Raw genomic sequence first — 13,683 nt, 5'->3', positions numbered from 1 at the left:
ATTACGGTCTGCGCGAACCGCAGGTTTGTAGGGAACAATGGTTGCCGTGAGCACAGCAGACGGCACTCCCCCGGCCACCGACGGCCCACCTGCCCGGCGGCGCCGGACCGGCGCGGCCAAGTCCACGGCATCGACCGCGAAGAACACCGGCAAGACAGCCGCCGCGCCGGCCGGAAAGGTCTCCGGCCGCTCGCCGTCCACGAGCGCCGGCAAGGGGAAGCGCGCCACCACCGGCTCGGCGAAGGCTCGCAAGGCGACGCCGCCGGCGAAGGCGGGCGCGGCCGTGAAATCCACCACCGCCGCCTCGCGTGCCGAAGAGGATTTCCGCGCGATCCCGTCCGCGCCACCCGCGGTCACCGCAACGTCCCCCGCCGTCGAGACGCTGCCCGACGACCGCTACTTCAACCGCGAGCTGTCCTGGCTCGACTTCAACTCCCGGGTGCTCGCGCTGGGCGAGGACGAGTCGCAGCCGCTGCTCGAACGGGCGAAGTTCCTCGCCATCTTCGCGTCCAATTTGGACGAGTTCTACATGGTCCGGGTGGCCGGGCTCAAGCGGCGCGACGACACCGGGCTGTCCGTGCGCAGCGCGGACGGACTCACCCCGCGCGAACAGCTGGACTACATCTCCAAGCGCAACCAGGACCTGGTCGAGCGGCACACCGCGGCGTTCAAGAAGCACCTGCGCCCGCAACTGGCCGAGCAGGACATCCGGATCGTCGGCTGGGCCGATCTCAGCGGCGCCCAGCAGCTGCGCCTGTCCAGTTATTTCTCCGAGCAGATCTTCCCGGTGCTGACCCCGCTCGCGGTCGACCCGGCGCACCCGTTCCCCTACATCTCCGGGCTTTCGCTGAACCTCGCGGTCACCGTGCGGGATCCCCAGGGCGGCACGGAACGCTTCGCCCGGGTGAAGGTGCCCAGCAACGTGCCGCGGCTGATGCGGGTGGAGACCGAGCGCGCCAGCCGCAGCGCCACCTTCCTGCCCCTGGAGGAACTGATCTCGGCGCACCTGGGCGAGCTGTTCACCGGGATGGAGGTGACCGAGCACCACGTGTTCCGGGTCACCCGCAACGCGGACTTCGAGGTCGAGGAGGACCGCGACGAGGATCTGCTGCAGGCGCTGGAACGGGAGCTGGCGCAGCGCCGGTTCGGCCCACCGGTTCGGCTGGAAGTCGCGCAGGACATGAGCGAGCACATGCTCGAACTGCTGCTGCGCGAACTGGAGGTGGATCCCGAGGACGTGGTCGAGGTGCCCGGGCTGCTGGATCTCACCTGCCTGTTCCAGCTCGCCGGGATCGACCGCAAGGAACTCAAGGATCGCCCGTTCGTGCCCGCCACACATCCGGCGTTCGGCGAACGCGAGACGCCCAAGAGCGTGTTCGCCACCCTGCGCGAGGGCGACGTGCTGGTGCACCACCCGTACGATTCGTTCTCCACCAGCGTGCAGCGGTTCATCGAGCAGGCCGCGGCGGATTCGAAGGTGCTGGCGATCAAGCAGACGCTGTATCGCACCTCCGGTGATTCGCCGATCGTGGACGCGCTGATCGACGCCGCGGAAGCGGGCAAGCAGGTCGTCGCGCTGGTGGAGATCAAGGCGCGGTTCGACGAGCAGGCCAACATCACCTGGGCCCGCACGCTGGAGCGCGCGGGCGTGCACGTGGTCTACGGCCTCGTCGGGCTCAAGACGCACTGCAAGGTGTCGATGGTGGTGCGGCAGGAGGGGTCGACGATCCGCCGTTACTGCCACATCGGCACCGGCAACTACAACCCGAAGACCGCGCGGCTGTACGAGGATCTCGGCCTGCTCACCGCCGACCCGAGCATCGGCGCGGACATCACCGACCTGTTCAACGTGCTCACCGGCTACTCGCGCCAGGACGCCTACCGCACCATTCTCACCTCGCCGCACGGGATCCGGCGCGGCATCGTGCGGGCGATCGGCGAGGAGATCGAACTGGCCAGGGCCGGGCTGCAGGCGGGGATCCGGATCAAGTGCAACTCGCTCGTCGACGAGCAGGTGATCGACGCGCTGTACCACGCGTCCCAGGCCGGGGTGCCGGTCGACGTGGTGGTGCGCGGGATCTGCGCGCTGAAGCCGGGGGTCGAAGGGCTGAGCGAGAACATCCGGGTCCGCTCGATCCTCGGCCGGTTCCTGGAACATTCGCGGGTGTTCCACTTCCGGGCCGGCGGCACGCACTGGATCGGCAGCGCGGACATGATGCACCGCAACCTGGATCGACGGATCGAGGCGCTGGTGCGGGTCAAGGCCCCGAAGCTGACCGCACAGCTGGACGCGGTGCTCGACTCCGCGCTGGACCCGGCCACCCGCTGCTGGGTGCTGACCTCGACCGGCGAATGGCAGCCGTTCCCGGCGGACGGCTCGCAAGTGCGCGACCACCAGACCGAACTCGCGAAGCTGCACGGAGCGGTGGGATGAGCGCAGATGTCCGTGCCGCGGGCGCCGTGCTGTGGCGCCCCGCGCAAACCGGCGTCGAGGTCGCGCTTGTACACCGGCCGCGTTATGACGACTGGTCGCTGCCGAAGGGAAAGGTGGATCCCGGCGAGACACTCGCGGCCACCGCGGTTCGCGAGATCGCCGAGGAGACCGGCTTTCATGCCGTGCTGGGCCGCCATCTCGCGCAGACCGGGTACGAGGTGCACGCGAAGGGCAATGGAAAGCTGCTGAAGAAGACCGTCGACTACTTCAGCGGCAAGGCGATCTCCGGTGCGTTCGCACCCGGCGACGAGGTGGACGAACTGCGCTGGCTCGCCCCGCAGGAAGCCGAACGGCTGCTCACCCGCGACACCGACGTCCGGGTGCTGCGGGAATTCTGCGCGCTGCCCGCGGACCTCACCACGGTGTTGCTGGTCCGGCACGCCAAAGCAGGCAAACGCGACGACTGGACCGGCGACGACGACCTGCGCCCGCTGTCGGAAGCCGGCCGCCGCCAAGCCGACGCGCTCCGGGAACTGTTGCCGCACTACGGCCCCGACCGAGTGTTCTCCGCGCCACGGCTGCGGTGCGTGCGTACGGTCTCCGGGGTCGCCGAGGACCTGGGCACCGAAGTCCGGCACGAACCCCTGTTGTCGGAAGAGGGCTACTGGCCCGACCCGACCCGCGGAATCAGCCGGCTGCTGGCCATCACCGCGGCCGGTGGCACCCCGCTCGTCAGCAGCCAGGGCGGCGTGATCCCGGACCTGGTGAGCGCCCTCGCCGACCGCGACGCCCTGGACCTCCCGTCCACCAGCGGCGGTGTGGTGCCCAGCAAGAAGGGTTCGCTGTGGGTCCTCTCGTTCCGCACCACGGCCGACGGCCCGGTCCTGGTGAGCGCGGACTACCACCCGAGCCCGCTGCCCTTGCCGGCGCCGTCCCGCGCCTGAGCGCGATCACGCGGCCGTAGGCGGGGATCTCGGCCTCCCGCCTGCGGTCCGCGGGCTTTGTATGCCAGGTGCTTCGACTGCCTCGGTAGCGGCGAGGCCGCCGTGCCACCAAGTCTGTGAAGGGTCCCTTCACGGACTCTGAGTCCGTGAAGGGACCCTTCACAGCCCTCTTCCCAGGCACCCACGCCGTGCTGCTCGACGCCATCGCCCTCAACGAATTCCTCGCTCCGCTGCCGAAGTGATGTCCGGCCACGAAAACCTCACCATCATCGAGACACCGCGGCCGGCCGGCCACCACACGCCTGCCACGGCGCTGTGGGCAAGACGCGCCACAGACGCCGGCCACCGCAGCCCGCACCACAGGCGCGAGTGGGCCAGACCCACCCATCGCCGCTACATGAGCGCCCAAACCACCGCCCTGCACCACATCCCCGGCGACCGGCCAAACCCACCACATTCACCCCCACCGGTGCCGGTGCCCACCGGCTCACGCCGTCACCCGGACCCCAGCCTCTCCGCCCCGTCACGCGCCCGGGAAACCCGCCCAGCCACCACAAACAACTCGCCACCCCCCGTCACGCCGCCACGATCTTGAGGCAACCTCACGCCGAATGCCAGCCCCGCTCACCCACCCGCACACCGGCCACACCACGAACCCCCGGTGGTCACTTCCGGACAGCCCAAGCACGTTCCCTTCTCCGTCCTCGAACACCCCATCCCCATCCCGCACCACCGCACCCGCCGCCGCATCCGCATTCCGCGCACCGCCCGCCACCACACCCACCGCCCCGAACGCCGGTTTCCCCTGCCCAGCCCCACGTTCCCGCCCTCGCCACCGCGCTCGGCGGACCACCACCATTTCCACCCCGCCCGCAGGTCACCGGCTTTCCGGCCGCCGATCACCGTTCCGGGGAAAGCCCGCGACCGATCATTCCACCCGCTTCCGCCCCATACCATCGAAGTCCCCGCGCCGATCATCGAGCCGGCCCGGCGACCGCCCGGAGGCGCCACCGGCCGCATATCACCGCCGCTATTCCGGAGCCGTTCGGATTGTCCGGAGATCGACTCTTCCCACCCCGCCGCACACCCGCATTACTTCGATCGTCGAACGGGATGTTCCCCATTAACCCCACCCCGGTTCCCTTTCCCCGGACCGGCCACCGCGTCCGATAACCCCCGTTCGGCCGATCAAGACCGGTGCAAACACGGCAGGGCCCCGACCCTGGGTGGGTCGGGGCCCTGCCGTGAAGCACCGCCGTAAGCGGCGCTTTACTACTTCTTCTTCGCCGCCGTGGTGCGCTTGGCGGGCGTGGCCTTCTTCGCGGTCGCCGTGGTCTTCTTGGCGACCGGCTTCGCCGCGGCCTTGGTGGCACGCGTCGTGGTGGCCTTGGTCGCGGTCGCCCGCGTCGTGGTCGCCTTGGTGGCGCGCGAAGTCGTGGCCTTCGCGGTGGTGGCCCTGGCCGCGGTGGGCTTGGCCGCCCGCGTCGTGGTCGCCTTCGCGGCCCGGGTGGTGGTGGCCTTGGCGGGCGCCTTCGCCGCGGTGGCGCGGGTCCGGGTCGTGGTGGCCGCCGGGCGGGCCGCGGTCGCCCGCGTGGTGCCGGCCGTCCGCGTGCTCGCGCTGGTGGCGCGCTTGACCGCGGTGGCCTTCGGCAGCTTCTTGGAGCCGGAAATGACGTCCTTGAAGGTGGTGCCGGCACGGAAAGCGGGCACGTTGGTCTTCTTGACCCGCACGGACTCACCGGTCCGCGGGTTACGCGCGGTCCGGGCGGCGCGGGCGCGCTTCTCGAACACCCCGAAGCCGGTGATGTTCACCTTCTCGCCCTTGTTGACCGTCCGGATGATGATGTCGACGAGACCGTCGACCGCCTGCGAAGCAACTTTTTTGTCGCCCAGACGCTCCGACAGCGCCTCGATCAGCTGGGCCTTGTTGGCCATTCCAGTCCTCCAAGAAGAACTCTTCGTCCACGGCCACGTCGGCCGACTAACGCACACGGTATTACCAACGCAGCACAAATTCCAAACGGCACGCGGAAATTTCCCTTGGCCCGGGTACTGTTCCGCCTCCCGTGGGACCCGGGAGCTGCCGTCCGGCGCGGGTGAAGAGCGTGCCCACCGGGGCCTGAATTCCCTTTCTGAGCAGGGAATTCGCGCCCCGGTGCGGGGTCAGGAGGTGGCTGCGGGCAGGGTCACCGGCTTCCACGCGGGCCGCGCGGACTCGAACGCGTCGATCTCCTGAGCATGGCGCAACGTCAGTGCGATATCGTCGAGTCCTTCGAGCAACCGCCAGCGGACGTAGTCGTCGATCCGGAAGGCCGCGGTGAAGTCCTTGGCCCGTACGGTCTTGGTCTCCAGGTCGACGGTGACCTCGGTGCCCGGCTCGTTCTCCAGCAGCTTCCAGAGCAGTTCGATGTCGGCCTGCTCGCACTGCGCGGCCACCAGACCGCCCTTGCCGGAGTTGCCGCGGAAGATGTCCGCGAAGCGCGCCGAGATCACGACCCGGAAGCCGTAGTCCATCAGCGCCCACACGGCGTGCTCCCGCGAGGAGCCGGTGCCGAAGTCGGGTCCGGCCACGAGCACCGAGCCGCGGGAGAACGGCTCGGTGTTGAGGATGAAGTCCTCCTGGGCGCGCCAGGCGGCGAACAGGCCGTCCTCGAAACCGGTCCGGCTCACGCGCTTGAGATAGACCGCCGGGATGATCTGGTCAGTGTCCACGTTGGACCTGCGCAGCGGCACCCCGATGCCGGTGTGCTGGGTGAACGGTTCCATGGTGGGAACTCCTCTCGGGGGTTCGGGACGGCCGCTCAGGCGGTGGCCGGGGTCAGGTCGGCCGGGGAGGACAGGGTGCCCCGCACGGCCGTGGCGGCGGCCACCAGCGGCGACACCAGGTGCGTGCGCCCGCCCTTGCCCTGCCTGCCTTCGAAGTTGCGGTTGGAGGTGGAGGCGCTGCGCTCGCCGGGGGCGAGCTGGTCCGGGTTCATGCCCAGGCACATGGAGCAGCCCGCCTGCCGCCATTCGGCACCCGCCGCGGTGAAGACCGCGTCCAGCCCCTCCTCCTCGGCGGCCTTGCGCACCCGCATCGAGCCGGGCACCACGAGCATCCGCACCGAACCGGCCACCTGCCGCCCGCGCAGCACCTCCGCGGCGGCGCGCAGGTCCTCGATCCGGCCGTTCGTGCACGAGCCGAGGAAGACGGTGTCCACCGCGATCTCGCGCAGCGGGGTACCGGGCACCAGATCCATATAGGACAGGGCCTTCTCCGCGGCGAACCGTTCGTTCTCGTCCGGGATCGCGGCCGGGTCGGGCACCGCGGCGCCCAGCGGTAGTCCCTGGCCCGGATTGGTGCCCCAGGTCACGAACGGAGTCAGTGCGTCGGCATCGAGGCGCACCTCGGCGTCGAATTCCGCGCCCTCGTCGGTGCGCAGCTCGCGCCAGGCGGCCACCGCGGCGTCCCAGTCGGCGCCCTGCGGGGCGTGCGGACGGCCCTTGAGGTAGGCGAAGGTCGTCTCGTCCGGGGCGATCATCCCGGCCCGCGCACCGGCTTCGATGGACATGTTGCAGATGGTCATCCGGGCTTCCATCGACAGGTCTTCGATGGCCTTGCCGCGGTACTCGAGCACATAGCCCTGCCCGCCGCCGGTGCCGATCTTCGCGATGACGGCGAGGATGACGTCCTTGGCCGTGACGCCCGGCTGCAGCGCGCCGTCGACGGTGATGGCCATCGTCTTGAACGGCCGCAGCGGCAGCGTCTGGGTGGCGAGCACGTGCTCGACCTCCGAAGTGCCGATACCGAAGGCCATCGCGCCGAAAGCGCCGTGCGTGGAGGTGTGACTGTCCCCGCACACCACGGTCGTGCCGGGCTGGGTCAGGCCCAGCTGCGGTCCGATGACGTGCACGATGCCCTGTTCGGCATCGCCCATCGGATGCAGCCGGACGCCGAACTCCTTGCAGTTCCGGCGAAGCGTGTCGACCTGGGTGCGCGACACCGGATCGGCGATCGGCAGGTCGATGTCCACGGTGGGGACGTTGTGGTCCTCGGTCGCGATGGTGAGATCGGGCCTGCGCACGGCGCGCCCGGCCATCCGCAGCCCGTCGAACGCCTGCGGGCTGGTCACTTCGTGCACCAGATGCAGGTCGATGTAGAGCAGGTCCGGCTCGGCGCCTTCACCTCGGCGCACGAGGTGGCTGTCCCACACCTTTTCCGCGAGGGTGCGGGCCTTGCCGGTGGTGGTGGTCATTCTCCGGCTCCTTCCACGGGATCGGCCGGGAGCACGGAACTCGGGTGAGCGCGGGGCGAGCCGCGCCCCGGGTTCGGTTTTTCCCAGATTCTGGACTTCCCAAAGTACGGGAAGTTAGTATCGCGTCGTGGGACAGCATAGCGGTATCGGAGTACTCGACAAAGCCGTGGCCGTACTTCAAGCGGTCGCGGAGGACCCCTGTGGCCTGGCGGAACTGTGCACCCGCACGGGTCTTCCCCGGGCGACGGCGCATCGGCTGGCGGTCGGGCTGGAGGTGCACCGGCTGCTGCGGCGCGGACCGGACGGCCGCTGGCGCCCGGGCACCGCGCTCGCCGAACTGGCCGGCGGATCGACCGATCCGTTGCTGGACGCGGCGAGTTCGGTCTTGCCGAAGCTGCGCGACATCACCGGCGAGAGCGTGCAACTCTATCGCCGCGACGGCGTGCAGCGGGTGTGCGTGTCGACCGCGGAGCCGCCGAGCGGGCTGCGCGACACGGTGCCGATCGGCTCGCGGCTGCCGATGACCGCGGGCTCGGGCGCCAAGGTCCTTGCCGCATGGTCGGATCCGCACACCCAGCGGACGATCCTGGCCGACGCGGTGTACGGCGAACGCACCCTTCTCGAGGTACGCCGCCGTGGCTGGGCGCAGAGTGTCGCCGAGCGCGAGCCGGGAGTGGCCAGTGTCTCGGCCCCGGTACGGGATTCCTCCGGCGCGGTGGTCGCCGCCGTTTCGGTCTCCGGGCCGATCGAGCGCATCGGGCGCAAACCGGGTGCCCGCTGGGCGGCCGACCTGCTCGCTGCGGCGGACGCCTTGCAGGAACGGCTCTGACCCCGGCCGCTCCCACCACCGTCGGGCCGTCTCCCCGCCTCCGCGGCGGCGAGGCGGCCCTTTTCCGGCCCGATCGTCCTCAGTAGACCGATCGGCACAGTCCTCGCCGCGGCGCCCCGCCGGCGGTCCGCGGCACCGGGTGCCGTCACCCGCCGGGATCGCGACACGCCGCAGGGAAAACTTCGCCCCACCGGTTCCGATCCGCTTGCCCCACACCGGCCCGGCACCCGGCCCACATCCGGCGCCGACCCGCCCACTTCGGCAAAACCCCAGCACAGAGGCTGTCTACATAGGACAGAACGGGCCGATTCCGAGCTACTCCAGCGTTCCGGTGCGGGGAAGCCGCCGCCCGCGCGGAGTATGCCTAACACCTCGATCTCACCCGAAAATGCCAGGTCCCGATTGGACTTGCCAAGCCGGTGGGTGATAATGACCTCGTTCGGCCTTATGGCCGTAGAAAACCAAGTTCTGGTTGGAGGAACTGGAATGGCCAACAAGGCCCAGCTGATCGAGGCGCTCTCGGAGCGCATTGGCGACAAGAAGGCTGCCGCGGAAGCCGTCGACGGTCTCGTCGACATCATCATCCGCACCGTCCACAAGGGCGAGAAGGTCACCATCACCGGCTTCGGCGTCTTCGAGAAGCGCGCCCGCGCCGCTCGCACCGCGCGTAACCCGCGGACCGGTGAGTCCGTGCGGGTCAAGAAGACCAACGTGCCCGCTTTCCGTGCGGGCACCACCTTCAAGGACGTGATCTCCGGCTCCAAGAAGCTGCCGAAGGCCACCGCCGTCAAGCGCGCGACCGCCACCCGGGCGACCGCGACGACCACCACCCGCGCCGCGGCCGCCAAGCCGGCCACCACGCGCACCCGCGCCACGGCCGCCAAGGCGCCCGCCGCGAAGGCGACCGCGACGAAGGCGAAGGCCACCACGACGCGCGCCACCAAGGCCGCGCCGGCCAAGGCGACCGCGGCCAAGGCCACCGCCACGAAGGCGACCGCCGCCAAGGCGAAGGCCACCACGACGCGCGCCACCAAGGCCGCGGCGAAGCCGGCCGCCAAGAAGACCACGGCGACCGCGAAGAAGGCCACGCCCGCCAAGCGCACCACCACCGCCGCGAAGAAGAAGTAACACTCTTCACCCGGCACCGGAACAGGCCCCGTCCGCTCCCGGACGGGGCCTGTTTCCGTCTCTGCGGGTCCCGAGTACTCCGAATCGACCGGGCCCGCATTGTCGAAACGGCCATAAAATTCGGTACGAATGCGCACTGTCCCGCAGATCACTACCGTGAATCCACACCATCCCAACGCACCACAGCCCGATTCCGGCGCCCCGAAACCCCTCACCCAAGATGGCCCCAGGGGCCGGGTTTTCGTTTTCCGGCCGACCGGAGCCATTCCTTTCCGTATCCATTTCAGTACTATCCGTACACGGGCAGTGTTCCCCGTCACGTCTGAAATCCCCGGCACACAAGGGAATTCCGGTTGTTACCCGAACGTGACGAGCGCGCTCGGCGGCCGCCCGCCGCCACACCGGAAACGCCCCGGGAAGCACACCCGTTTTGCCTGCGCACACCGGTTTTTACGGCCACATCCGGCACTGGGACGCGGAGTCGGTATCCGGCGCGGCCGAAGTCGGTGCCCGGTCACGAAAACCGCGTCCGATCGGTAAACCGGCATCCATCTCGGCACCGGCATGTGGTGAATTATGCAATCATGTCGCCCGGCAACGACCGGAGCTCGAGGACATGAGAGACCATTGCCGATAGTTCGAGTGGAAAAGCTGTTCAAGGTGTTCGGCCGCCGCCCGGCCGAAGCGGTGCGCCGGCTGGAGACCGGGATCGACCGCAAGGAACTGGACCCGGGTGTGACCGCGGCGGTGATCGACGCCTCGTTCACCGTGGAGCGCGGCGAGATCTTCGTCGTGATGGGACTCTCCGGTTCAGGCAAATCAACCCTGCTGCGCACGCTGAACGGGCTGCTGCCGGCCACGTCCGGCCGGGTGCTGGTGGACGAGCAGGACCTCACCACGCTGTCGCCGGCGCAGGTACGGGAACTGCGGCAGCAGCGGATGAGTATGGTGTTCCAGCACTTCGCGCTCTTCCCGCACCGCACCGTCGCGGAGAACGTCGCGTACGGGCTGAGCGTGCAGGGCGCCCCGCGGGAACGGCAGCTCAGCCGTACTGCCGAAGCACTGGAGCTGGTCGGCCTGGCCGGGTGGGAAGACCGGTTGCCGGGTGAGCTTTCCGGGGGCATGCGCCAGCGGGTGGGCCTGGCCCGCGCGCTCGCCGCGGACACCGAGATCCTGCTGATGGACGAGGCGTTCAGCGCGCTGGACCCGTTGATCCGCAAGGAGATGCAGGACCAGCTGCTCATCCTGCAGCGGCAGCTCGGCAAGACCATCGTGTTCATCACGCACGATCTCAACGAGGCGATGCGCCTCGGCGACCGGATCGCGATGATGCGCGACGGCCGGATCGTGCAGGTCGCGACGGCGCAGGAGATGCTCACCGCGCCGGCCGACGAGTACGTCACCAAGTTCGTGCGCGACGTCGACCGCACCCGGGTGCTCACCGCGGCCACGGTGATGGAGCCCGCGGGGGTTTCGTTCACCACGGACACTTCCCCGGCACAGGCACGGGAAACGATGCTCGGGCATGAACTCACCGGGGCACTGGTCATCGAGGCAGGCAAGTTCGCCGGCTCTGTGACCCGCGGCGCGGTATCGGCGGCGGCCGAACGCGGCGACGCGACGCTCGCCGAGGCAGTCGACCGCGAAGCCGCGCGCACCGCACCGGAAACCCCGGTCGCCGACCTGTTCGGCGTCTCCGCTTCGGCGCCGGCACCGGTGGCCGTGGTGGACGGGGACGGTGGATTGCTCGGCATGGTCACCCAGCAGTCGCTGCTGCGTTCGCTGAGCATCCCCGAAAACGCGGAAGAGGAGGTGGACGCGCATGCGTGAGCTCTTCCTCGCCGACGGCTGGCACGTGCCGCGGATCCCGGTCGGCGACTGGTTCGCCTCGATCGTCGACTGGCTGACCAACAACATCGGACCGTTCTTCGACTTCGTCGACACGGTCGTCAAGGGCGCGGTCAACGGGCTGGCCTCCGGGCTGACCTGGCTGCCTTCCCTGGTGCTGGTGGTCATTTTCGCCGCACTCGGCTGGTGGGCGCGCGGCTGGCGCTTCGGCGCCGGCTCGCTGATCGGGTTCGCGCTGGTGGACGGGCTCAGCGAAATGCACTCGGCGATGGAGACGCTGGCCCAGGTCCTCGTCGCCGGGCTGGTCGCGGTGCTCATCGCGGTCCCGACCGGGATCGCCGCGGCCCGCAACGAGTCGGTGAGCCGGGTGGTGAAACCGGTACTGGACTTCATGCAGACGCTGCCCTCGTTCGTCTACCTGATCCCGGTGGTCGTGTTCTTCTCGATCGGGCCGGTGCCCGGGGTCGTGGCCACCGTGGTGTTCGCGCTGCCGCCCGGGGTCCGGCTGACCGAACTGGGCATCCGCCAGGTCGACCCGGAGATGGTCGAGGCGGGCGAGGCGTTCGGCTCGCCGCCCCGGCGGATCCTCACCGAGATCCAGATCCCGCTGGCGATGCCCTCGATCATGGCCGGCATCAACCAGATCATCATGCTGTCGCTGTCGATGGTGGTGATCTCCGGCATGGTCGGCGCCCCCGGCCTCGGCGCCGAGGTCTACGCCGCGGTCACCAGCCTCAAGATCGGCCAGGGTTTCGAGGCCGGGATCGGGGTCGTGGTGCTGGCCATCTACCTCGACCGGCTGACCTCGACGCTGGGTGCCCGCTCGGCCGTGGGCCGGGCCCGCCGCCGTACCGCGGCCGCCTGAGCACCCACCGCCTGTGAAGAAAGGACGAACGATGCGGACAACGAAACGGCTCACCCGGATCCTCGCGGCCGGGGCCGCGATGACGGCGCTGGCAGGCCTCACCACCGCCTGCGGCGGCCGGGCCGCCGAATCGGGCAACACCCAGGAAGCCAAGACCATCACCATCGGCTACATCGGCTGGGACGAGGACATCGCCCTGACCAACCTGTACCAGACGGTGCTGGAGGAGAAGGGGTACAAGGTCGAGGCGAAGCTGCTCGACGCGGGCCCGATCTACGCCGGTCTCGCCAAGGGCGACGTGGACCTGTACCTGGACTCCTGGCTGCCGGTGACGCACAAAAAGTACTGGGACCAGTACAAGGATCAGCTTGAGGACCTCGGCGTCTGGTACGACAAGGCGACGCTCAACCTGGCCGTGCCGGAGTATGTCAAGGACGTCAACAGCATCGCCGATCTCAAGGACAAGGCGGGCCAGTTCGACGGCAAGATCACCGGCATCGAGGCCAGTGCGGGCGAGAGCGACATCGTGCAGAACAACGTGCTCTCCCAATACGATCTGAAGGGCAGCATCACCCTGCAGAACTCCTCGACGACCGCCATGCTCGCCGCGCTGGACGGCGCGATCAAGGGCCAGAAGCCGATGGTGGTCACGATGTGGCACCCGCACTGGGCCTACTCGCGCTACCAGCTCAAGGACCTGCAGGACCCGAAGGGCGCGATGGGCAAGGGCGAGCAGATCCACGCGATCGGCCGCAAGGGCTTCGGCAAGGACTTCCCGGCGCTGACCGACGTCGCCAAGAAGCTGAAGATGAGCGACGCTGATCTCGGCTCCCTGGAGGACGCGATCCAGAAGGCCGCGAAGGGCCAGGAGAAGGCCGCCGCGAAGCAGTGGGCGGACCAGCACAAGGAGTTCGTGGACACGGCATTCGCCGGTCTCTGACGGAGCGTTTTCCGGACGGTCCCGCATCCCTTCCGAGGGGTGCGGGACCGTCCTGCTATCCGGGATTCGGTTGTGGGGCTATCGTCCGCCGAGGTCTACACCGGACTCAAGGAGCGTTATTCAAAACCCCAGGCTATTGAGAAGAAGAACAGTCCGCGCGTGGCGTCGTAGGCGTCGCGGTAGGTGGAGTAGGGGCGGCGGTAGTCGGTGTGAAGTATTCGCCAGTTTTTGAAGTGTGAGACGACTCGTTCTATGGCTGCGCGGAGGGCAGATATTTCGGCGTTACTTTCTTTGTCTCGTTTGCTGAGTTCTCCTCCTTTTGGCTTTTTTCGCGGGGTGACCAGGCTGGTGCCTTGGTAGCCTTTGTCGCCGATGCCGCCGCCGGAGTTTCGGACGACCTCAGCAATGGGTGTCTCGTCGAACGCCTTCTTGTCGTGCGTTTTTCCGGGGAGTGGGTCCG

At 69.0% G+C, this 13,683-nt stretch carries 11 protein-coding genes; 7 read left to right on the top strand and 4 right to left on the bottom strand.

Annotated features, from left to right (window positions below):
* The first annotated feature begins 37 nt into the window (after window positions 1-37).
* Both D5S19_RS14140 and D5S19_RS14135 read left to right on the top strand, forming a co-directional pair.
* A complete protein-coding gene (locus D5S19_RS14140) occupies window positions 38-2,434 on the top strand; it encodes an RNA degradosome polyphosphate kinase (RefSeq protein ID WP_120023807.1) in 2,397 nt (798 codons plus the stop codon).
* Window positions 2,431-3,378: an NUDIX hydrolase gene (locus D5S19_RS14135; RefSeq protein ID WP_120023806.1), complete on the top strand. Its 948-nt coding sequence runs from the start codon at window positions 2,431-2,433 to the stop codon at window positions 3,376-3,378. Before D5S19_RS14140 ends, D5S19_RS14135 begins: the two co-directional genes overlap by 4 nt.
* Window positions 3,379-4,650: 1,272 nt before the next feature.
* Here the strand turns inward: D5S19_RS14135 and D5S19_RS14130 are convergent.
* The 3 genes from D5S19_RS14130 to leuC form a co-directional block, all read right to left on the bottom strand.
* Window positions 4,651-5,313: an HU family DNA-binding protein gene (locus tag D5S19_RS14130; protein WP_120023805.1), complete on the bottom strand. Its 663-nt coding sequence runs from the start codon at window positions 5,311-5,313 to the stop codon at window positions 4,651-4,653.
* A gap of 228 nt (window positions 5,314-5,541) precedes the next feature.
* Window positions 5,542-6,144, bottom strand: a complete 603-nt coding sequence (gene leuD / locus D5S19_RS14125; protein ID WP_120023804.1) for a 3-isopropylmalate dehydratase small subunit — start codon at window positions 6,142-6,144, stop codon at window positions 5,542-5,544.
* Window positions 6,145-6,179: 35 nt separating this feature from the next.
* Complete coding sequence (leuC, locus tag D5S19_RS14120; protein ID WP_120023803.1) at window positions 6,180-7,613, bottom strand: 3-isopropylmalate dehydratase large subunit; 1,434 nt, start codon at window positions 7,611-7,613, stop codon at window positions 6,180-6,182.
* A gap of 127 nt (window positions 7,614-7,740) precedes the next feature.
* Between leuC and D5S19_RS14115 the strand changes: the two genes are divergently transcribed.
* From D5S19_RS14115 to D5S19_RS14095, 5 genes are all read left to right on the top strand, one after another.
* The gene (locus D5S19_RS14115) at window positions 7,741-8,442 is read left to right on the top strand and encodes an IclR family transcriptional regulator (RefSeq protein WP_051792855.1); all 702 of its coding nucleotides are present in this window, start codon (window positions 7,741-7,743) and stop codon (window positions 8,440-8,442) included.
* Window positions 8,443-8,928: 486 nt separating this feature from the next.
* Window positions 8,929-9,570 carry an HU family DNA-binding protein gene (locus D5S19_RS14110; RefSeq protein ID WP_120023802.1) on the top strand — a complete coding sequence of 214 codons (642 nt, stop codon included), beginning with the start codon at window positions 8,929-8,931 and terminating at the stop codon, window positions 9,568-9,570.
* 642 nt (window positions 9,571-10,212) lie between these two features.
* Entirely contained in the window at window positions 10,213-11,400 is a 1,188-nt protein-coding gene (locus tag D5S19_RS14105) for a quaternary amine ABC transporter ATP-binding protein (RefSeq protein ID WP_233573891.1), read from the top strand.
* The gene (locus tag D5S19_RS14100; RefSeq protein WP_120023800.1) at window positions 11,393-12,283 is read left to right on the top strand and encodes an ABC transporter permease; all 891 of its coding nucleotides are present in this window, start codon (window positions 11,393-11,395) and stop codon (window positions 12,281-12,283) included. The genes D5S19_RS14105 and D5S19_RS14100 overlap by 8 nt, the downstream gene beginning before the upstream one ends.
* 31 nt (window positions 12,284-12,314) lie before the next feature.
* The gene (locus tag D5S19_RS14095; protein WP_120023799.1) at window positions 12,315-13,223 is read left to right on the top strand and encodes a glycine betaine ABC transporter substrate-binding protein; all 909 of its coding nucleotides are present in this window, start codon (window positions 12,315-12,317) and stop codon (window positions 13,221-13,223) included.
* Window positions 13,224-13,339: 116 nt separating this feature from the next.
* On the opposite strand, the gene D5S19_RS14090 is transcribed toward D5S19_RS14095, so the two are convergent.
* Window positions 13,340-13,683, bottom strand: a 344-nt coding sequence (locus D5S19_RS14090) for a transposase family protein (protein WP_147397396.1), incomplete at its 5' end; no start/stop codon positions are given.

Source organism: Amycolatopsis panacis (genome assembly GCF_003600245.1).
In the GTDB taxonomy this organism is placed as follows: domain Bacteria; phylum Actinomycetota; class Actinomycetes; order Mycobacteriales; family Pseudonocardiaceae; genus Amycolatopsis; species Amycolatopsis sulphurea.
Note: the sequence above shows the minus strand (reverse complement) of the source record. Positions and strands in the feature narration are given on the sequence as shown.